At 34.7% G+C, this 21,330-nt stretch carries 16 protein-coding genes and 2 tRNA genes; 7 read left to right on the top strand and 11 right to left on the bottom strand.

Annotated features, from left to right (window positions below; translation table 11 throughout):
• Window positions 1–19: 19 nt before the first annotated feature.
• The 9 genes from FEZ18_RS09700 to mutS all read right to left on the bottom strand — a co-directional run bounded on the left by FEZ18_RS09700 (window position 20) and on the right by mutS (window position 10,669).
• On the bottom strand, window positions 20–1,363 hold the full coding sequence (locus tag FEZ18_RS09700) for a peroxiredoxin family protein (RefSeq protein WP_153268118.1): 1,344 nt from the start codon (window positions 1,361–1,363) through the stop codon (window positions 20–22).
• A 175-nt stretch (window positions 1,364–1,538) separates the two neighbouring features.
• Entirely contained in the window at window positions 1,539–2,426 is an 888-nt protein-coding gene (locus FEZ18_RS09695; RefSeq protein WP_153268117.1) for an FISUMP domain-containing protein, read from the bottom strand.
• A gap of 180 nt (window positions 2,427–2,606) precedes the next feature.
• Complete coding sequence (locus FEZ18_RS09690) at window positions 2,607–3,725, bottom strand: FISUMP domain-containing protein (RefSeq protein WP_194269470.1); 1,119 nt, start codon at window positions 3,723–3,725, stop codon at window positions 2,607–2,609.
• Between the two features lie 161 nt (window positions 3,726–3,886).
• On the bottom strand, window positions 3,887–4,768 hold the full coding sequence (locus FEZ18_RS09685) for an FISUMP domain-containing protein (protein WP_153268115.1): 882 nt from the start codon (window positions 4,766–4,768) through the stop codon (window positions 3,887–3,889).
• A gap of 336 nt (window positions 4,769–5,104) precedes the next feature.
• Window positions 5,105–5,488: an OmpA family protein gene (locus FEZ18_RS09680; protein ID WP_153268114.1), complete on the bottom strand. Its 384-nt coding sequence runs from the start codon at window positions 5,486–5,488 to the stop codon at window positions 5,105–5,107.
• 624 nt (window positions 5,489–6,112) lie between these two features.
• Complete coding sequence (locus FEZ18_RS09675) at window positions 6,113–6,850, bottom strand: LytR/AlgR family response regulator transcription factor (RefSeq protein WP_153268113.1); 738 nt, start codon at window positions 6,848–6,850, stop codon at window positions 6,113–6,115.
• 911 nt (window positions 6,851–7,761) lie between these two features.
• Window positions 7,762–7,845 (bottom strand) — tRNA-Leu (locus tag FEZ18_RS09670).
• A gap of 26 nt (window positions 7,846–7,871) precedes the next feature.
• Window positions 7,872–7,943 (bottom strand) — tRNA-Gly (locus FEZ18_RS09665).
• Between the two features lie 116 nt (window positions 7,944–8,059).
• Window positions 8,060–10,669, bottom strand: a complete 2,610-nt coding sequence (gene mutS, locus FEZ18_RS09660; RefSeq protein WP_153268112.1) for a DNA mismatch repair protein MutS — start codon at window positions 10,667–10,669, stop codon at window positions 8,060–8,062.
• A 202-nt stretch (window positions 10,670–10,871) separates the two neighbouring features.
• Here mutS and FEZ18_RS09655 point away from each other — a divergent pair, with 202 nt between their 5' ends.
• The 3 genes from FEZ18_RS09655 to FEZ18_RS09645 all read left to right on the top strand — a co-directional run bounded on the left by FEZ18_RS09655 (window position 10,872) and on the right by FEZ18_RS09645 (window position 13,110).
• The gene (locus FEZ18_RS09655) at window positions 10,872–11,408 is read left to right on the top strand and encodes an RNA methyltransferase (RefSeq protein WP_153268111.1); all 537 of its coding nucleotides are present in this window, start codon (window positions 10,872–10,874) and stop codon (window positions 11,406–11,408) included.
• A 279-nt stretch (window positions 11,409–11,687) separates the two neighbouring features.
• Window positions 11,688–12,428 carry a hypothetical protein gene (locus tag FEZ18_RS09650; protein ID WP_228122707.1) on the top strand — a complete coding sequence of 247 codons (741 nt, stop codon included), beginning with the start codon at window positions 11,688–11,690 and terminating at the stop codon, window positions 12,426–12,428.
• A 313-nt stretch (window positions 12,429–12,741) separates the two neighbouring features.
• Window positions 12,742–13,110, top strand: a complete 369-nt coding sequence (locus FEZ18_RS09645) for a hypothetical protein (RefSeq protein ID WP_153268109.1) — start codon at window positions 12,742–12,744, stop codon at window positions 13,108–13,110.
• A gap of 171 nt (window positions 13,111–13,281) precedes the next feature.
• On the opposite strand, the gene folK is transcribed toward FEZ18_RS09645, so the two are convergent.
• Window positions 13,282–14,409: a 2-amino-4-hydroxy-6-hydroxymethyldihydropteridine diphosphokinase gene (gene folK / locus FEZ18_RS09640; RefSeq protein ID WP_153268108.1), complete on the bottom strand. Its 1,128-nt coding sequence runs from the start codon at window positions 14,407–14,409 to the stop codon at window positions 13,282–13,284.
• A gap of 382 nt (window positions 14,410–14,791) precedes the next feature.
• Between folK and FEZ18_RS09635 the strand changes: the two genes are divergently transcribed.
• Together FEZ18_RS09635 and FEZ18_RS09630 are read left to right on the top strand one after the other, a co-directional pair.
• On the top strand, window positions 14,792–15,496 hold the full coding sequence (locus FEZ18_RS09635) for a queuosine precursor transporter (protein ID WP_153268107.1): 705 nt from the start codon (window positions 14,792–14,794) through the stop codon (window positions 15,494–15,496).
• A gap of 124 nt (window positions 15,497–15,620) precedes the next feature.
• Complete coding sequence (locus tag FEZ18_RS09630; protein ID WP_153268106.1) at window positions 15,621–18,323, top strand: AsmA-like C-terminal region-containing protein; 2,703 nt, start codon at window positions 15,621–15,623, stop codon at window positions 18,321–18,323.
• Window positions 18,324–18,970: 647 nt separating this feature from the next.
• On the opposite strand, the gene FEZ18_RS09625 is transcribed toward FEZ18_RS09630, so the two are convergent.
• Complete coding sequence (locus FEZ18_RS09625; protein WP_153268105.1) at window positions 18,971–19,207, bottom strand: hypothetical protein; 237 nt, start codon at window positions 19,205–19,207, stop codon at window positions 18,971–18,973.
• Between the two features lie 336 nt (window positions 19,208–19,543).
• Between FEZ18_RS09625 and FEZ18_RS09620 the strand changes: the two genes are divergently transcribed.
• Entirely contained in the window at window positions 19,544–20,398 is an 855-nt protein-coding gene (locus tag FEZ18_RS09620; RefSeq protein WP_153268104.1) for a peptidyl-prolyl cis-trans isomerase, read from the top strand.
• Window positions 20,382–21,284: a peptidylprolyl isomerase gene (locus tag FEZ18_RS14925; RefSeq protein ID WP_317164435.1), complete on the top strand. Its 903-nt coding sequence runs from the start codon at window positions 20,382–20,384 to the stop codon at window positions 21,282–21,284. Before FEZ18_RS09620 ends, FEZ18_RS14925 begins: the two co-directional genes overlap by 17 nt.
• Window positions 21,285–21,330 lie beyond the last annotated feature (46 nt).

Below are 21,330 nucleotides of genomic sequence, written 5' to 3'. Positions count from 1 at the left end.
TAAGCGCTTTATGAATTTCCTATTTCAAGTGTTGGGCTATCCATGCTTTGGCGTGGGCTACCGAGCTTGGTCTCAGCACTATTTTATTGTTAGCATCTAGTAAAAAATAGCTCGGTGTTCCAGAAATATAATAATCCTTTGCGGCTTGTGTGTCCCAGCCTTGATAATCGCAAAAGGTCTTCCAAGGGGCATTATTATAGGCGGTTTTAAACGCCGATTCCTCTGTGTCTAAACTGATGTAGACCACCTCAATATTTTTCGCTTGCCAAGTATCGTATTGTTTTAATAGCTCTAGAGCTTCGTTCTTACAATTTGGACACCAACTGGCACCAAACACCAAGAGTTTATAGGTTTTTATAGCACTTAATTTTTCTGTGCCGTTTAATTGAATATCTGGTCCATAAGCGCCCACTTTTAGTTTGCGGTAACTTTCTAGTTTGGCCAACAAATCGTCTGTTAAAGCACATTGACTGTTGTTTAATAGACTAACCGACAAATATTCTGAGGCTTCAAATAAACTACGCGCTTCTAAATAATGAAACAACTCGCTGGAAACCACATTTAAAACCTCATCGTTATCTTGTAAATTATCGATGAGATACTGTGTGCTTAAATTCATTTGAGTGGCGATACGATCGAGAGGTTGCTCCATACTTTGCAACAAATCGTAATGCCCAGTAATTAAGCCCTCTAAAAGACCACTGTTTTTAAAATTTTTATTATTAAAATCTATGGTTCTAAATTGCGCTATAGCTTCTGGTATGCGCTCGGTTTCTGTTTGCGCCACAACAGGCGTCTCTTGAACCAATTTCCGTAAGGGAATAAACCAACGTAAATAACTATCTTGATCTAAACCGTTTAAAAAATTTGTGTCTTGCTGGTTTAAACGCTCTTTTTCTTGCGTTAATGTTTCAAGAAAAATTTTGCTCGTCGCTAAATCTTGCCGATTGTTATACAAAGACAATAAGTAATTTATGGCCGATAAGGCATTACTTCTCACCCCTTGCGCTTGGGCATAGTTTAAAAACTGTGTGTTCTCTTTGCTATTTATATATTCTAACCGATCTATGGCGTTTAAGTGTGTCCCTTTTAACTGTATGCTATCTTGAGTTAATGCCAATACTAAATTCGCTTGGTCTTGTGCATTTAAAATGGCCATCCCCTTATAACCTTTAGGGTAGTTGATAATAAAAAAACCAGAACTATCTGCTTTAGCCGTTCCTAGCGTGGTGGATTTGTAATAATTAAAACCTGTTAGACTTAATTCTTGCCCAGCGTGCTGTTTGTAATGACCTGTTAGTGTTTGGGCTTGCAGGAGTTGGGTGAAGAATAGTAAAGTTAATAGGAGGTTTGTTTTTTTCATTGTGTAGTTAAAAATAGTTATTTAAACTAAGTTTAAAAGCCCGAATACAATAACTCAGACTTTAAAATTTAATTTACATAAGAATAAAGTGATAATAAATTGTCTTTAATATCAGAATGGTGTAGCAAAGTCATCTGCAATACATAAAAATAAAGCACAAACGAATACAAAAGGACTATTGATTCTCTTTAATACATCGAACTGCAAAACCATCCGAACGTGGATGTGCGTTTTTAGTTGTTCGATTACCGTAAAATGTGAAGTCTCTTCCGCGAGTTGCATCATAAACCTTACTAGACCAATAGTACCCATTGACTCCTGTAGCGTATAAAGTACCCCAAGCATAATGACGACTGCCCGAAAATGGTAGTTTTAAAGGGCTAGCTGAAAAAACCGTGGCATCACTATTTAGCAGAATGTAATCAATATTGTTTTTTTCTTCATTCCACTCTTTCCATGTGGGTACTCTATATCCGATAGGGCAAGGATCATTAACAGTTTTTATAGGGTTTTCTTCTGTACCTGCATTCCAACGAAAATCATCTTTTTCAGAAAGCCAATCATTTTCGTCTTTTATAAAAGCCGACCCTTCGTAGCCTGCGGAAACACGTCCCGATACCACAGCAGCATCTCGTCTTGAGTGTCCATCATTTCCTCTACCCCACTGATACAAATCACCGTAAGCAGCTGCATCAGTAGAGTTTAAAGCAACCCGTGAAGCCCCAAGATTTCTATCCATCCATACGCGTCCTGTTGCCGGCGAATAAACATCGGTCTCTTTCATATCACTAGGTTCGCCATTATCAAGATTAACAAAAGCTTTACCGTCATTATAATAAACCCCTTTAGGCTTACAATCCAAACAATACACCATAAGCCCCTCTTCTGGATTTTTAATCGCTTTTATTTGCGCTTTTTCCATACGTGGTGGTAAAAACCCTTGTGTTGTACTCGAAACCTCTAAAGCGGCAGAGGTCTCTGGGGCATTTGTGCCTATGGCTATTTGGGTGAAAGCTTTAAGGCTTAGTGTTATGAATAGAGCGGTTAGTGTTATTTTTTTCATGTCTTAGTAATTGTTTCAGCTTAAACTATCTTTAATATAAATGTCTAATTAAATTGCATACTTGACTTATAATTCTTTAACTCTTAATGGGGTTACGAATATATTCATTAGTTATTTTAATAGTAAATTAATAACTCAAGTTCATCCATGTAGGATTGAGCATGGATCGAGTAAATGTATCTATTCCTTGATACATCGAACAGAAAAGCCGTAAGCCCGACTGTAACCAGCCATTTTCGAATTAAGATGATTGAATTCCAGAGTTGCTCCACTAGTGCTAGTATTTTCATTAGACCAATAAATACTACGAGTACCCAAACTAATATGTGGTTCTGAACCGCCACCACGGGAGCGGTAACCCGCAAGTGGCCATTTTAAAGGACTAGCAAAAGCTCCTGCAGCATCATTGGATTTCCAGGATTGACGTTCATTATCTAATTCTTTTCTTGATGGTACTCTATAGCCATCAGGGCAAGGGTCATTAGCAGATTTAATAATTGTATTTACATCTCCTAAATTCCATCTCTTGTCGTCACGAGTTATTAACCAATTATAACCATTATTCAATGGGTTCCCCACAAATTTATACCCCTCACTACCAGCTGTTACTGGTCCTGTTACAGAACAACTTCTACGCAGCTGGTGCCCATCCTTTTTGCGACCCCATTGATATAAATCACCGTAAGCCGCTTCGTCTGTACTACTAGTTGCGGCACGTGATGCGCCAAGGTTTCTATCCATCCAAACCCTTCCAGTTTTCGGATTTTTAACTGGTACAACAACAGTAACAGCAACGGAAGAGGAGAGAACAGATAAACAGAAATTTTCGCTATCTATAATACCCTGCAACTCCCTCAATGTTGTAGGTACTGGTGAAGCCCTAGCAATGGCCTCCTCATAAGCGGCTTGGTCTCCCGTCGCATTGGTTACATGAGCTGCTGCCAAATCGGCTAAACTTGGTGTACCCCCAGCGGCTGGAACTGTAGATGCCGCAACAATGGCAGCAATTTTATCTGGCCCATCAAGGTATTCTCCAGTATTTGCATTTATAAAACCACGTCCATTGTAAACATGAAAACCTTTTGGTGTACAATCTAAACAATACACCATAAGCCCTTCTGCAGGGGCTTTAATAGCTTCCATTTGTGCTTTACGCATGCGTGGCATTAAAAAACCCTGCGTTTTGCTATTAACCTCTAAAGCTGCAGAGGCACTTGGTGCGTTTGTACCTATGCCGACTTGTGCATAAGTGGTTAAACATACTGCAATAAGCGACACTGAAAGTAATATTTTTCTCATGTGTTTATATCTATTTTTTTTCATCGGACACATGCGACATCCCATTAATCATTTTCTTGGATATCAAGCTTTAGTGATGGATGTTTCATGCTATTATGTTCATTTTTTATTTTTCAATCTACAAAGTTTTTAACTAGGTTTAACGTGTGTAATTAAAATAGTTACTGCTCTTTAATACAACGAACTGTCAAGCCCCAACTACGAGAAACAGCACGTTTATCGGCCAGTGTATTACTTATACGTATTCCAAGGCGGTAAGCAGAAACACCATTAACCTTACTGTACCAATAGTGACCAACTGTCTCCATGACACCATAAGTACCGTCATTATAACGTCGTTGCCCAGTAAGCGTTAATTTCAATGGGCTTTCAAAAGCTTCTTCAGCACTGCTTTTAGAACCCCAAGAATTTACTTCTCCATCCCATTCGCTTTCTGTAGGTATTCTATAACCCTCTGGACAAGGATCATAAGCTTCATTTTTTTTAGGATTTTTTTCATCTCCCAAATTCCAACGTTTATCATTTGATGGTGCTAACCAATCGCTACTAGAAGTAATAAAAGCAGCCCCCTTATAATCTGCAGAAACAGGCCCTGCCACTACTGTACTATTACGCTTCTCATGCCCATCTGTATTTCTACCCCATTGGTATAAATCGCCATAGGCTGCTTCATCAGTCGGGCTTTTAGCCACCCGACTTGCTCCAAGGTTTCTATCCATCCAAATACGTCCTGTTGCTGGCGAGTACACGTCGGTAGATTTCATATTACTAGGCTTGCTATTTATGGTACTTAAAAAAGTTCTGCCATCGTAATAATACATGCCTTTAGGTTTGCAATCGTAACAATATACCAACAAACCTTCTACAGGGTTTTTAATAGTCCTTAGCTGTACCTCTTTCATTCGTGGGGGTAAAAAGCCTTGTGTTGTGCTACTCACCTCTAGGGCTGCCGAAGGATGTGGTGCGTTTGTACCTATGCCTACTTGTGTAAAACCCGTAAAGCTCGCACCCAATAGCATTAGTATTAATATTACTTTTTTCATGTGTTGATATTCATTGTTTTTTCATCGGTCACATGCGACATCCATGTATTCATTTCCTAGTTATCCAAAGTTTTAGCTATGGATGTTTCATGTTTTTCGCTTTCGTATTTGCGCAGTATGGCTGTTTTCCATTACTGCACTTCTACTTAATCTCTTTATCCTATTAATAACAATTAACCCTATAATGCCGTAATAAATAGCTTCTTTTTCACTTACTTTTCATCAAAAATAATTACCGTAACGATGCTATGCTATTAATTTTTCATTTCAATTAATCAAAAAATAATTCAATTTATTTACACGACATTATAAAGTTAAATGGGTATAGCCTATTTTTTATTTTATTATTATAAATTCACTTCGTCTATTTTTGGCGTGTTGAGCTGCCGTACATTTTACAGCGTTAGAGCAGTGATTTAACAACTGGCTTTCTCCATAGCCCTTCCCAGAAAGCCTATCTCTAGAAATACCCTGCTCGACTAAATAGTGAATTGTAGCTTGGGCACGCTTTTCTGATAAAGCCTTATTGTAAGCATCGTTTGCACGACTATCGGTATGCGAACGCACCTCGAGTTTTAACTGCTTATTTTGCTGCATGAGTACCACCAGTTTTTGTAATTCTACTTCGGCTTTACTTGTTATATCTGACTTATCGAAATCAAAATAAATGGGATTAAGCCAAGTCGCTCCAAGATCAGACCCATCTGCTAACAATAGCATTCTTTTTTCTAAACTAATATCGTAGTGTTCTTGCTGGTTGTTTACAAGAACATTATTGGTAAAATACCCCGCTTTTTCCGCTCGAATAAACCTAATTTGATGACAATATTCCGGTAAAATAAGTGGCTTTTAAACATGCGCTTTCTCGATTGAAAAGACATAAGCTAATCTATCACCTGTACCATAAGCCATAACAAATACCGTGAGGCCTGTATTAATCTTAGCCAAAAAAAGCGAGACAAACTTGATAAGTTACAACGGTTAAATACATCGAAGTTGGTGTTTTTTTTAACCTAAGCCTTATCATTTTAATTTTACCAGAATAAAAAAACACTCTAACCAAGATGGCTAGAGTGTTCTAAAACAAACAAATCTCACTTAAAATCATTGCCTTAACAGCAATTAAACAATGACAGTTTTGAATTAACCTGGATAAATTTACTTTTAAATTGTGGTTTCTTATGAGTTTAAGTAATAAGTGGTCTTAATAAAAAATAGGTGTAAGAAATTAAGAGTTATATAGATTTTAAACCAAAACATCATCAGATACTTACATAACCCCTAAGGCGCAGTGTTTTATAGCTTTTTGTAAGACTAGCCAACCTTAATTTCTCTAGCAGAACTTTACACCTTAAGCTTTAAAAACTTCACCACGACCTCTTGCCTGCGCTTAGACACGGAGATTAACTCGGTACTATCAAACAACTCGAGGTAGTAACCATCTGTTTTATGGATGTTTTTTACACGACTCATGTTTACCAGATACGAGTGATGCACCCGAAGAAAAGTTTCTTTTGGGAGTAATTTTTCATACTCTCCCAGATTTTTAGAAGCGACTTTTTTTGTGCCATCTAACAGATAAAAATGCGAATACCTACCGTCTGCTTTAATGTATACAATATCGTCTGTATTCACAATTTCTATTTTGTCTACAGAAGAAATTCCTAACATTTTATTCTCAGCATTTTCTACAAAACTCTGCTGTTGTAATTCTTTTTTCTCTTTGTAGCGTCTTTTAAATTTATTTATCGCTATGGTTAGATTTTCAAGATTTACGGGTTTTAAAATATAGTCGATAACCTCATGAGATATGGCTTCTAAAGCAAAATTCTCATGAGACGTTGTTAAAATAAAATTATAATTATGAGCTGTTTCAACTTGCGACATGAGTTCAAAAATAGTCTCATCGCCCAGTTGTATATCCGCCAGAATGAAGTCAGGCTGCGTTTTTTCAATTAATGATATACCTGCTTTAACATTAGGTGCGGTTCCTAGAATTTTAATTTCTGGAAAATAAGTCTCAAGTAAATTTTCTAGGGTTAACTGGAACCACTTATCGTCTTCAATAATTACTAATTGCATATTTTGATGTTCAATAAATTTAATTTTTAACCTTTTTAAGATACACTCACCTTAAAAATTACGGGGTTTTGATGCGTCTACTATAGCAACCTAGCTTATTTATTCAACTCAACATTGATAAACGTTCTTATCGCATTAGAAAAACTCTTTCTAAAAATTTAATTTGGCAAAAATACTGTAAGTTTAAACATTAATCGCTTTAATCCTAAAATTAATTTCGGAAAAATCTTATTCAATATTGCTTGGATTGTAAGCATGCCTGAAAATCTCAATCTATTTTATTTTTACTATTCATTTTTGGAAAGGTCCTCACTTACAATTTTTAAAGATGCTCTCATCGTTTTAGAGGTTTCTATCCTTTTAAAAACTAGCGTTTAACACATCTACAACCACTAAATGGACATAAGGCCGCATAAAAGCATCAAAAGCGCGCTGCCTATTTTCCAATTTAACCATCTTAGTGTTTAAATTTTAGGTTTTAACGCCAAGGGCCGTTTTGGATTCCTATTTTAAAGTCCTAGCCACTTTCAATTTAAATTATTGGTATAAACCAAAAGAAAACGTGTGGCTTTTGTATGACACTAATTAACCAAAAGATCGGGATTAAAACCATAAATATGCCAAGGCCTAATTGTTGAGAATATTATAACCTACTTATAGACAAAAAAGACCAAGAGATTTAAGATAAAGAAGCGTGTACAGAGAACTCTCATCACAACGCCTGATCTCTAATCAATATATTTCCATATTTGATACTTCAATCGAAAAAAGAGTATTTTGAGCGCACATCACATGCACACAAAAAGAATAAGAAACAAGGTATTTTAAAATGGCTGACAAGATGTGGACTAGACAAGAAAAAAGAAAGCCGTAAATAACTGATTAAACAATTATATTACGGCTTTTCTAAGTACTGAAGACGGGACTTGAACCCGTACGTCCTAATGGACATTGGATTTTAAGTCCAACGTGTCTACCAATTCCACCACTTCAGCATTGGTATTTTTAAAGAAAGTTTCAGAGCGAAAGACGGGATTTGAACCCGCGACCCTCACCTTGGCAAGGTGATGCTCTACCCCTGAGCTACTTTCGCATTCTTTTAATGAACTTACCAGCGTTTAGCTGACTTGCAATATCGTGATTGCGGTTGCAAATTTAGAACTTTTCTTCGAATTCCAAAGCTTTTTTTAAAAAATTATAAAAATTTATTTAGATTTCTTTTTTAGGCGCCAACATGCGTTTAATTTCATTTAATTTCATGAGCGCTTCTACTGGCGTAAGTGTATCAATATCAATATGTAAAATCTCTTCCTTAATGTTTTCAAGCAATGGGTCGTCTAAATTAAAAAAACTGAGTTGCATGTCGTCTTTTATCGTTTTAACCTTATCTGTAAGCTCTTCGCTAGAATGTGAGCGCTCTAATTTCTTTAAAATACGGTTTGCACGATGTAAAACCTGCTGTGGCATACCCGCCATTTTGGCCACATGAATTCCAAAACTATGTGCACTGCCGCCTTCAACTAATTTTCGCAAAAAAAGCACATTGTCTTTTAATTCTTTTACGGAAACATTATAGTTTTTAATACGCCCAAAGGTTTCACTCATTTCATTCAACTCGTGGTAATGTGTCGCAAATAGTGTTTTGGGTTTGGCGGGATGTTCGTGTAAATATTCGCTAATGGCCCAAGCTATCGAAATACCGTCGTAAGTGCTTGTTCCTCGACCAATTTCATCTAAAAGCACTAAACTTCTATCTGAAATATTATTTAAGATGGAAGCGGTTTCATTCATTTCTACCATAAAGGTCGATTCGCCCATCGAAATATTATCACTTGCCCCTACCCGAGTAAAGATTTTATCTACCAACCCTATTCTAGCCGTTTGTGCCGGCACAAAGCTTCCTATTTGGGCCAATAGTACAATAAGTGCCGTTTGACGTAGAATAGCCGATTTACCAGACATATTTGGCCCAGTAATCATTATTATTTGTTGGGTTTCTCTATCTAAAAACACATCGTTTGCTATATAACTCTCGCCTATTGGTAGCTGTTTCTCGATAACAGGATGACGACCATCTTTTATGTCTAAATCGTAGGATTCGCTAATAATTGGATAGCTGTAATTATTCTCTTTTGCTAATTGTGCAAACCCACATAAACAATCTAATTGTCCAATTAAATAGGCATTTTGCTGCACGGGTTTAATATATTGATGCAACCAAACAATTAATTCTGAAAACAATTGCTGCTCGATAACCAAAATACGTTCTTCGGCACCTAAAATTTTGTTTTCGTATTCTTTTAACTCTTCAGTGATATATCTTTCGGCATTTACCAAAGTTTGTTTTCTTATCCAGGTCTCTGGAACTTTGTCTTTATGTGTGTTTCTAACTTCAATATAATACCCGTATACATTATTAGATCCAATTTTAAGCGAGGTAATTCCTGTGTGCTTAGTTTCTCGCTCCAACATGGCATCTAAATAATCTTTACCAGATTTTGATAAACCTCTTAACTCGTCTAATTCTGATGAAAAACCAGCAGCAATACTGTGTCCCTTTAAAATATTTACTGGTGCATCTTCATTTAGAGTCTCTTTAATTTTTTGTCGCAAGACATCGCAACTTTGTAATTTATCGCCTATAATTTTAAGGGACTCATTACTACAATTTGACGCCAATACTTTTATGGGTACTATGGCTTCTAAAGAATTTTTAAGCTGAATCACCTCTCGCGGATTTATCTTCCCCGTAGCGACTTTAGAAATTAAACGCTCTAAATCGCCAATTTGCTTAATATGGTTTTGAATACTTTGAAGCGTCGAGTCATCTTTCGTTAAAAAATCGACCACCTCGTGACGCTGCTTAATGCTTTCAAGGCGTTTTAAAGGTAAGGCCAACCAACGTTTTAACAGCCGGCCACCCATTGGCGAAATGGTTTTATCAATAACATTTAAAAGCGTTACGGCATTGGTATTTGTAGAATTATAAAGCTCTAAATTTCTAATGGTGAACCTGTCCATCCATACGTAATCATCTTCAGCGATTCGCGCTATTGCAGTAATATGCTGAAGTTTATTGTGTTGAGTTTCGGCCAAATAATGTAGAACAGACCCCGAGGCGATAACACCTTCACTTAACTCCTCGACACCAAAACCTTTTAATGTTTTAGTGTTAAAATGTTTAATTAAAGTTTCGTAAGCATAATCGGTTTGATACACCCAATCCTCTAAATAAAAGGTGTGAAAATCTTCACCAAAAGTCTCTTTAAATAAACTTCGTTTTTGTTTAGACACTAAGACTTCACTCGGACTAAAATTTTGTAATAGCTTGTCAATATACTCAGCATTACCCTGCGAGGTTAAAAATTCGCCCGTAGAAATGTCTAAAAACGAAACACCAATGAGTTTTTTATTAAAATAAACCGAGCATAAAAAGTTATTAGATTTAGACACTAGAACCTCATCGTTTAATGCCACCCCAGGAGTTACTAACTCGGTAACCCCACGTTTTACGATAGTTTTGGTTTGCTTCGGATCTTCAAGCTGATCGCAAATAGCCACCCGCTGTCCAGCCTTAACCAATTTAGGTAAGTAGGTATTTATAGAATGATGCGGAAAACCTGCAAGTTCGGTTTCGCTATCGCTACCCGCACCGCGTTTGGTTAAAATTATACCTAAAATACCAGCTGTTTTTATGGCATCTTCACCAAAGGTTTCGTAAAAATCGCCCACACGAAACAACAACAAAGCATCAGGGTACTTTGCTTTAATAGCGTTGTATTGCTTCATTAACGGCGTTTCTTTTTTTGTTTTTTTCATGTAACGGTTTTCTATTTCCTTGCAGACAGCAATCTTCGAGTATAAAAGCGAATTTTAAATCTTACTTTTGACAAAATTATAACGTGCAATGTACCATTAATTTCATGTTTTTTGAAATTGAATTTATTGAATTTAAAGACAATTATTAACAATTAAATGAGATTCCCGCTTTATTAGGGAATGAAAAATAAAAAAACACGCCATGCGTAAACTTAAAAATAGCGAATTAGATAGATTAAGCATCGATGCTTTTAAAGCTGCCAAAAAAACACCTATTATTATTGTATTAGACCATATTAGAAGCTTAAACAATATCGGCTCTGTTTTTAGAACAAGTGATGCCTTTTTAGTTGAAAAAATTTACTTGTGTGGTATTACCGCAACACCACCACACAAAGACATTCATAAAACAGCTTTAGGAAGTACCGATACGGTAGCTTGGGAATATGCTAAAAACACTATGGATGTGATTACAAAACTGAAAGCCGAAAACGTAAAAATATGTGCCATTGAACAAGCTGAAAACGCCACCATGTTAAACGATTTTAAAGTAAACCCTAACACCAAATACGCGCTAGTTTTTGGCAACGAAGTTAAAGGTGTAGCCCAAGAGGTGGTTAACGCCAGCGATACGGTTATCGAAATACCACAATTTGGCACGAAACATTCTTTAAATATTGCCGTGAGCTGTGGGGTTGTGGTTTGGGATGTTTTCTCGAAGCTAAAAGCCTTAGAATAGTATTTCTCATATGAAAAACAGGAATCGACTGTTTTCAATTTTAATCGATATCAAACTTTACTTATACAACTTAGCGATAAAAGTATTTTATATTGAAGGCATTTACATACAATATTATTTGATTTTTAGTCTGAGAAAACATATGTTTGATCGCAAGTAGATACAGAGAATTTAAACTCAATATTTTTAATCATTTTCGAAAATTTAAAACCAATAACCATTTAAAAACAACCAAATCATGAAAAAATTTACTCCAATTCCCTTTTATGTGTTTTATCTTTGTCTTTTAGCTGTAGTGAAGATTCTGTTACAGACGAATTTACTAACGCCAACGGAAATGTTCAAGAAAAGTTAATTACGTCTATATCTATTACTTCAGCACAAAACAATCTAGAAAACGAAAAAATCGAATTATCGTACACGCAAGACGGGAAATTAAACACTATTACAAACGGTGTTAATACTAACATTTTTGTTTACAATAACAACAATGAATTGACTGACATCGCTGGCAGCGGAATTAACAATTTAAGTCTTGAAGAATTATACCAATCGCCTTATGATGCTTTTGAAGCTGGAGATGTTTTAAATTATGATGACAACGGAAATCCTAAGACTATTGAATTTTACGAAGAATGGTATGAGTACAACTATATAACTGGAAATTACGAATATTTTAAAGAGATCTATACCGCAAATATTTCTTACGACGATGCTCCAAACCCATATTTCTTTACGTTGCAAGCTGGTGGAATTATTGATGTTTTAGATGGTATAGAATTAAACTTTAGTCTAAATCCTCAAGTTCCAGAAATCGTTCAAGCTAAAATGCTTTTCCCTTCAAATAATCCTTCGCAAATTGTTTACAAGAACGAAAATGGGGAAACTATCTACACCATTAATGCGAACTATAGTTATGACAGCGATAATTATCCAACTTCAGGAACTATAACTGCGGTTTCGTCAGGAATAACTACCGAACAAAGCACATATTCAGTTGTTTACGAATATTTAAATTAGTAAACTCTAGTTGACTTTCTTGAGTTAATTAAACACAACCTTTAAAAAGGCTCTCATGATAACGAGAGCTTTTTTTTGAATTAAATTTCCTGTGTAGAAATACAAAATACCGAGAAAGCATATCTTAAACCAAATTAACCATACGACATTTCAAAATTAAATTGGTCTTATAATCACTTAGCACCAATACTCTATAGTATTTAAAACAAAAAACTAAACCCCCGCTAAAACCAAATGTTAATAAAACAATAATTAGAGTTCCATTTAACCATAATATGTTATTTTTAAAAGGTAACTTTAAAAATAAATTAAGATGAAAGCCTTTAAAAACAATCTTATGGTACTTTTTGTTGTCTTAAGCACGGCAACTATAGCTCAAAACGCGCCTACTAAAGAAGACGATTCTAATATAGAAATCACTAAAATATCAGATTTAAAAAAATACACCTCCTCCTACATCCAAGGCTCGGTAATAAAAATAACAGATGTCGATGAGTTTAGAATACAAGACAGCAGTAAAACAATAAAAGTATACACGGGGTGGAGAAATACAAACCTAGTAAAAACTGGACAAAATATCATAGTTAAAGGTGTTCTAGACCCTGGATTTTTCTTTGATGAGTTTTATGCCTCTGAAATTATTTTGGAAAATGGTGAGCTTATAAATCTTGCACCCGATTAAGACCTGTTTGCTTATTTAAATTACCAGAAAATGCTTTAGGCCCCATTTCCCGATAAATTTTTTAATGGGTTTAGAGCTCGAGTTAGCCCAGTTTTAATTTAAAAGTTAAGATTTATTTCTATTTAAAAGCCCTTAGTTTTAACAAAACACAATCTTACAAAGGACACTAAGTTACTCACAAATTTTTTCTAAAACCCACAAATAATCGGCTCGATTATCTACAAAATCCCGATTAGAGATATCAATAATTTTAACGTTAAAATCGTTTTGAGTTTTTAGAAATTCTAAATAGCCTGTATTTATTTTTTCCAGATAATCGTTGGCAATATTTTGCTCGTAATCACGTCCGCGTTTTTTTATATTTTGTTGTAAACGCTCGGTATTTTGGTATAAATACACATATAATTCCGGCTTTTTTAAATCTTTATACATTAAATTAAAAAGCTTTCGGTAGAGATTAAACTCATCATCGGCCAAAGTGATTTTAGAAAATATAAGCGATTTAAACACATCGTAATCACTTACTATAAAATCTTTAAACAAATCGAGCTGCGATAAATCTTCCGAGATTTGCTGGTAGCGGTCTGCTAAAAACGACATTTCTAGTGTAAAGGCATAGCGCTGTGCGTCTTCATAAAATTTTGGTAAAAAGGGATTGTCGGCAAAACGTTCTAAAATTAATTTGGCATTAAAATCGCGTGCTATTTTTGTGGCTAAACTAGTTTTTCCGGCACCGATATTACCTTCGATAGCGATGTAATTATACTTCGAAAAACCGTATTGTTTTGCTGGATTTTTAAGCCAAATATTAACAGGTTCTAAAACCGAATGATCTTGACATTCTTCCAACAAAACAGAAACTTCCTTGTTGTACTTTGGATGTTTAAATTTAGTCGCAATATCGTTTAAGGGTTGCAATACAAAACGGCGTTTCACCATTTCTGGATGCGGTACCTGCAAGGTTTTGGTGCTTATTATTTCATCTTCAACAAACAACACATCTAAATCGATAATTCGATCTTGATACCCCACGCCCTCATTAGGAGTGCGCCCTAAATCTGTTTCTATTGCAAGCAGCTCTTGCAACACCAGCTCTGGAGCGGCATAAGCCTCTAAAATTAAACAAGCATTGAAAAACGTGTCGCCTTCAAACCCAAAAGCTGGCGATTTATAAACTCTAGACAGACTCTTAATATGCCCAATTCTTTTGTGAATAGCATTAACGGCCGTTTGTAAATTTTTAAACTTATCGCCTTTATTGCTGCCTAATGCGATATGATATGTGGTTGGTTTTATCATAGAAAAAGCAAAATAACTAAAAGTAAATGGTTTCGCTGATATTTAAATTAATGAGTTATTCACAATTATTAATTCTTAATACAAGATCACTTCGAATGATTGCGATTTTTATTGGAATTACATCGAGAAGTTCATCAATTGTATCGAGAAGCTTATCTTTGCAAATAAAAAAAGGTATTGTATTTAAGCTTTTAAAGTGTCACAAACAGAAGTTTTAAATGAGCACAATTTTACTATTTCAATAATAAATTCTCGAGTCTAATCCTCCAGAAATAGCTTGACCTTGTTATTTTTTTGCTCAGAATGCTATAGTATTCCTTAAAAGCTCTCGATACAATGCGCCAGCATCGCAACGCTGAAACCAACAAAGTAATATTTAGCTATGACTTTAAAAGACAAACTTGCCGCCCAACGTATTTACCTACTTTTAAGTGCCTTATTTATAACATCGTTAGTGGTATCGAATTTAATTTTTCAAAAGTTTTTCTACTGGTATCCTTTTAACATGGAGGTTTTTGGAACTAAACTTTTTATCATATCAGTTGGTATTTTACCCTATCCAGTTACTTTTTTAATCACCGATTTAATTAGCGAGATATACGGAAAAAAACGTGCAAACCAAGTCGTATTTGCGGGTATATTTGCTTCTTTATTTTCTGTTTTAATTATTTATATTGCCGATAGTGTTCCTGCCTTTAACAACTCCCCCATAAACGATGCCCTTTTTACAAAAGTTTTTGGAAGAACCATTTTAGCCGTTGGAGCTAGCATGATCGCATATTTATTGGCACAGTTTGTAGATATTCAAATATACCATTTCTGGAAAAACCTCACCAAAGGAAAATATCTCTGGCTTCGCAATAACTTCTCGACCTGGCTATCTCAATTTGTCGATACGTTTTCTGTTGTTTTCTTATTGTGCTTTTTCGAAGTTTTGCCATGGAATCTCTTTAAAGGATTACTGCTTAGCGGATTCTTATTTAAAGTTCTAGTTGCCGCTTTCGATACCCCTTTTCTATATCTAGGTGTGTATTTATTTAAAAAACGTTTTAAATTAAAAGTTAATGAAGAAATTAAGTTAATTTAAAACTTACTGTATTAAAAATGAAAAGATTATGCTTTCTTTGTATACCTTTTTTACGTATATTAATTAATTGTACAATTTTATAGACACCAACCCCGAATAATCTATTAACTAAAAACACTAAAAATTGAAAAAAGCTTTAAAAATTTTTGGACTTATACTACTTTTCATCATCGTACTTCTTATTGCAATTCCTTTTGCATTTCAAGGCCAGATTCAAGATGTCGTTAAAAACTTTATCAACAAAAATCTAAACGCCAAGGTAGAGTTTAGCGATATTAGTTTAAGTTTTATTCGCAGTTTCCCAAAAGCTCAAGTTACGGTTAGCGACTTGCTTATTACCAATTTCGCCCCTTTTAAAGACGAGACTTTAGCTACTGCAAAAAGCATCTCGTTTACCATGCCTATTAAAGAAGTGTTTAAAAAAGCTAGCGAAGGCCCTCTTACTGTAAATTCAGTTAAGGCAGATGCGGTTTTATTAACCTTAAAAACGAATAAACTTGGAGATACTAACTACGATATCGTAAAAGGGCAAGAGGCTTCGGTTAACGAAAAAGAAACAGAAACTAGCAACTTTGCTTTTAATCTTGAAAATTACAGCATCAATAACAGTGCTTTTACTTACCTTGATGAAGCCTCGAACATTATAATTCATGTTTCAGAATTAAATCATCAAGGAAACGGTATTTTTTCAGTAGCAAAGTCTGAATTAGACACAAAAAGCGCGGCTAATGTAAGTCTAACCTACAATGGCACCGAATACCTAAGTAATAATCCAGTAAAATTAGATGCTTTAATTGACCTAGATTTAAACAACAACCTCTACACCTTTAAAGAAAACAAAGGTTTTATTAACGATTTACCTATAGCGTTTCAAGGCCATGTTAGACTATTAGAGAACAGCCAAGATATCGATATCAGGTTTACCAATCCGGAGTCCGATTTTAAAAACTTTTTAGCCGTTATTCCTAAAGCCTATTCTAAAAATATCGATAAGGTACAAACCTCGGGCGATTTCAAAATAACTGGGGCGATAAAAGGCATTGTATCCGATAAGACCATACCCCATCTGGATATTAATATGGTCTCGAATAATGCGTCTTTCAAATATCCAGATTTACCAAAACGCGTCAGTCATATTTCTATAAACGCATCCGTAAAAAACACCACTGGTCTAATGGATGACACGTATATAGCTATTGAAAAACTAAATTTTCAAATTGATAATGATGCCTTTAGATCGTCTGCAACCCTAAAAAATTTGACAAAAAATATGTTGGTAAACGCTAACATTAATGGGGTATTAAACCTTGCGAATATCTCTAAAGCTTATCCAATTACATTAGAAAACGATTTAAGCGGCATTTTAAAAGCAAATGTTAGCACCAATTTCGACATGAAAGCGATTGAAACTAATGCCTATTCTCGTATTAAAAACAATGGCGCGGTAAGTCTTACAGATTTTAAGTTTGCCTCAGAAGATCTTGCAAAACCTTTTCATATCTCGAATGCCGATGTTACCTTTAAACCTGGGACAGTAACCCTAAATGGTTTTAAGGCTAAAACGGGTGATAGCGATTTAAGTGCCACAGGGGTTATTAAAAACTTATTAGGATTTTTATTAAAAGACGGCTCATTACAAGGCGATTTCAATTTAAATTCTAATCTGTTTAAAGTGAATGATTTTATGTCGGACGCTACAGAAACCCAACAACAGGAAGACGCCGCTAAAAACAAAACAACATCACCAACCGAATCTCTAAAAATTCCTGCATTTTTAGACTGCAGCATTAACGCCAACGCCAAAACAGTGGTTTACGACAACTTAAATTTAAAAGACGTAAAAGGCACGCTTCTAATAAAAGATCAACAAGTCACGCTAAAAAACATGAGCTCTAATATTTTTGATGGCGCCTTAACCATTAACGGAGATGTCTCCACAAAAACCGAAACCCCTACTTTTAATTTTAATTTAGGAGCCAACGGATTTGATATCGGGAAATCCTTTAAAGGACTAGAGTTACTACAAAATCTAGCACCTATAGTTCGACTTTTTGAAGGAAAACTAAACACAACACTAAATATTTCTGGGGATTTAAACAAAACACTTGCTCCAAATCTTAGCACAATTAAAGGTAACGCTTTCGCGGAATTATTAGCCACTAGAATTGGCAATACCCAAAGTGAATTAATGAGTAAATTACAAGGCGCTTTAAGCTTTATCGATTTTAAGAAATTAGATTTAAAAGATCTAAAAACCAACCTACATTTTGAAGATGGCAAGGTAAGCGTAACGCCATTTCGTTTAACTTACGACGATATTGCTATAGATGTTTCGGGCTCTCATGGCTTTGATAAAACCCTAAATTACCAAGCTGTTTTTAATGTGCCAGCCAAATATTTAGGTAGTGAAATTAACCGTTTAATTGGTAAAATTGACAATGTAGAAACCAACAAAATGGCTGTACCAATTACAGCTAATATTGGCGGAAGCCATGCTAACCCAACGGTGAAAACAGATTTAAGCAATAGTGTTAGTACCTTAACAAAACAGCTTATTGAAATTGAAAAACAAAAACTTCTAAACCAAGGCAAAGACAAGGTTGAAGATTTAATTGGCAATGTTCTTGGAACTCACAAAACAAAAACAGACTCCCTTAAAAAAGAACAAAACAATACCACTAAAAACGTTCTAGAAAGTATTATAAACAGTAACAAAACTGCTAAAGACTCCACCTCAACCAAAAAAAACACAACCGATGCTGTTAAAAATGTACTTGGAGGGATATTAGGCAGCAAGAAGAAAAACACAAAAGACTCTATTAATTAAGCAAGAGAAAAACATCTGATACCAATTTAATTTTGACATGTTGTATGGTTAATTTGAATTATTTTTTGCTCAGATGAGATAGAAATCGCAGATTCACGAACTCGTTATTTTACTCTAATATGGGCGTGAGCTAAAATCAAAGTATAGCCAAAATTGAGATTTTATGTTATACCGATGATGTTATACCGAAACACGGGCACAAAAGAACTGCAAAGCACATCATGAACACCTATTTACAAAATAGAAAGATGTGAGTAAACCAATTATAAGCGACATCACAGTGTTAATTGGTATTAAATGTTATCGGTTAAAATCTCAGATTAGTTTGTAGTCTGAGATTTTAATTTTATCGCGTTAGAATATCCGTTTTTTGCCATAAAACTTAAAAACCTGCCTTACCTGCCAGCTCGCAGGTAGGTCTGCGAAATCTTCAGGAAATAAATAGCAGCTCAATAGTAAATTGCTCCGCCGATTTCGCTGAATAAGAATAAATATTTGTTTTTCGTCATAATATAAAAGTGGCCATATATCGTAACAAATTATGGGGCTATGGTACTTTACGGACAAGCATTTAATCTCGCTATTAAAAATTTAAAAACTGAAGGTTTTGTTTAAAGAAATTTATTACCACTTCACAGTATGGTAAATCACTTCGTATAAACCTGTCCGCGATGTGGTTTTAAAACATCGCGTATAGCTATCATCTTATCTTCCGTAACCACCATAAAAGCAATTGCATGACTCTCTGTAAGCGGTTCATATCCCGTAATATCAAGTGCTAACTTCTCTATTTGAATGTATTCCTTTAAATGCCGCTCGTGGTGCTCAGCTATTTTTAAGGCCTCAGGACCCCGAAAATCCCAGATAAGTTTAAGTTTACGCATGACAAGGTGTTTAAAGTTCTGGTTAAAAGTAATACTAATTAATTCTAAAGTAGTAATAATTTTTATTTTTAAACGTTTGTTAAAGCGTCTTGTGTAACGGGTTTATATTATTATTTTTGTCGGCTAAGAGATCGTTTTGGGCATCTAAAGACTCCGTTGTTTTTAGTGGTTTTACACGGCTGGAATAATACTAAAAAACCATCAAGTAGCTTTTAATTAATTTTCGTTTTACAGAAACCCGACAAAAACCCTTAAAATTATCCGGTTTAAAACATTAATTAAGAAGAAGAAACAAGTCCAAAAAAATAAAAAACAAATAAAACTAAAATTTATTCTTTGAAACTTAAAACCATCATATTACTACTGGTAACAGTAATCACCTCATCATGTAATTTTTATAAAAACACAGAGGAGAGTGAACCTTTAGCTCGAGTAAACGACAAGTACTTGTATAAAAGCGCTATTAAAGACCTCACAAGAAACGCTGTCTCGAAACAAGATAGTACTTTGTTGGTGCAAAATTTTATTAATCGCTGGGCAACACAACAACTATTTTTAGATGGCGCTTTGGTGAATTTAAATGAAGAAACTCAAGAAAATTTTAATACATTAGCAGAGCAATATAAAAACGATTTATATATAAAAGCTTACATCGAAGGCTTAGTAAAAAAGAATCTGGACACATCGCTAACAAAAGGTTCTGCAGTTGCCTATTACGAAAAAAACAAAGAAGCCTTTAAATTAAATGAAGAACTTATAAAAATTCGTTATGTACATGTAAACAAAGACATAATTAACTTCAAAGACATTGAAAAAAAATTTAAACGATTTAATCTTCAAGATAAAAAAGAACTAGATTCGATGTCAATTCAATTTAATTCCTTTTCTTTAAACGATTCTATTTGGGTAAAAGCCAATCAGGTTTTAGAGCGAATACCTATTTTAAACTCAGAAAATAAAAATGAACTGTTAAAAAAATCTAATTTTCTACAACTCAAAGATTCAATAGGAGTATATTTGATGCAGATTAATGACGTTTTATTGCGCAATGACACGGCACCGCTGGAATATGTTATGCCGACGATAAAACAAATCGTTATTAATAAAAGAAAACTAGAGCTTATTAGGGAATTAGAAAAAGATATTACTAAAGATGCTGTTAAAAACAAAAAATTTGAAATCTATAATTAATTTGAAAAAACTATTCATTTTAAGCATAACATTGCTAACTGTAAATGTTGCGGTTGCTCAAGAAATTATTCCAGAACCAGTAACAGAAACTGCACAGGACTCTGTTAAATCTAATTTTGATGCTACTAAAGTAGATGGTGTGGCCGCTGTTGTGGGGAATTACATTATTTTAGACTCCGACCTCGATAAAGAGTACAAACAACTAGAGGCTCAAGGTGTAGATATTAACGTTATTAAACCTTGCGAATTGTTTGGTAAACTATTAGAAAACAAGCTATACGCGCACCATGCTATACAAGATAGTATTGAAGTTTCAAGCGCAGAAATTCTTCAACAAGTAGACTATACCATACAACAGTTTTTACAACAAACTGGAGGTTCAATGGAAAAACTACTGGAAATTCATCGAAAAGAAGACGAGAAAAGTTATCGAGATGAAATATTCGAAATTATTAAAAACAATCAATTGGCTTCTAAAATGCAAGCTAAAATTGTTGAAGAGGTCGATATCACTCCAGACGAAGTCCGCATTTTCTTTAATAAAATTCCTAAGGACGAAAGACCCTTGTTTGGCACGGAATTAAAAGTGGCTCAAATTGTAGCAGAGCCAGAAGTATCTGAAGAAGAAAAGCAAAAAATAATTAATCGCTTAGAAAGCTTTAGAGCAGATGTTATAGAAAACGGCGCAAGTTTTAGGTCGAAAGTAGTATTGTATGGGGAAGATCCAGGCATGAAAGAATCTGGATACATTTATACCTTAGACAGACAAAAACCACGTATGGTTAAAGAATTTCGAGATGTTGCCTTTTCACTTCAAGAAGGTGAAGTCTCTGAACCGTTTGAAACAGATTTTGGTTTCCACATTATAAAAATTAGAAAAAATTAGAGGACAACTTTACGATGTAAGCCATGTTCTATTAATTCCAAAGGTG

Source organism: Oceanihabitans sp. IOP_32 (assembly GCF_009498295.1).
Lineage (GTDB): Bacteria > Bacteroidota > Bacteroidia > Flavobacteriales > Flavobacteriaceae > Wocania > Wocania indica.
The sequence above is the reverse complement of the archived record's forward strand: the minus strand, read 5'-3'. Positions and strand labels throughout refer to the sequence as shown.

Coding starts and splice junctions, on each gene's coding strand:
- FEZ18_RS09700 (WP_153268118.1), bottom strand. CDS start 1,363: ATGAAAAAAACAAACCTCCTATTAACTTTACTATTCTTCACCCAACTC.
- FEZ18_RS09695 (WP_153268117.1), bottom strand. CDS start 2,426: ATGAAAAAAATAACACTAACCGCTCTATTCATAACACTAAGCCTTAAA.
- FEZ18_RS09690 (WP_194269470.1), bottom strand. CDS start 3,725: ATGAGAAAAATATTACTTTCAGTGTCGCTTATTGCAGTATGTTTAACC.
- FEZ18_RS09685 (WP_153268115.1), bottom strand. CDS start 4,768: ATGAAAAAAGTAATATTAATACTAATGCTATTGGGTGCGAGCTTTACG.
- FEZ18_RS09680 (WP_153268114.1), bottom strand. CDS start 5,488: ATGCTATTGTTAGCAGATGGGTCTGATCTTGGAGCGACTTGGCTTAAT.
- FEZ18_RS09675 (WP_153268113.1), bottom strand. CDS start 6,850: ATGCAATTAGTAATTATTGAAGACGATAAGTGGTTCCAGTTAACCCTA.
- mutS (WP_153268112.1), bottom strand. CDS start 10,669: ATGAAAAAAACAAAAAAAGAAACGCCGTTAATGAAGCAATACAACGCT.
- FEZ18_RS09655 (WP_153268111.1), top strand. CDS start 10,872: ATGCGTAAACTTAAAAATAGCGAATTAGATAGATTAAGCATCGATGCT.
- FEZ18_RS09645 (WP_153268109.1), top strand. CDS start 12,742: ATGAAAGCCTTTAAAAACAATCTTATGGTACTTTTTGTTGTCTTAAGC.
- folK (WP_153268108.1), bottom strand. CDS start 14,409: ATGATAAAACCAACCACATATCATATCGCATTAGGCAGCAATAAAGGC.
- FEZ18_RS09635 (WP_153268107.1), top strand. CDS start 14,792: ATGACTTTAAAAGACAAACTTGCCGCCCAACGTATTTACCTACTTTTA.
- FEZ18_RS09625 (WP_153268105.1), bottom strand. CDS start 19,207: ATGCGTAAACTTAAACTTATCTGGGATTTTCGGGGTCCTGAGGCCTTA.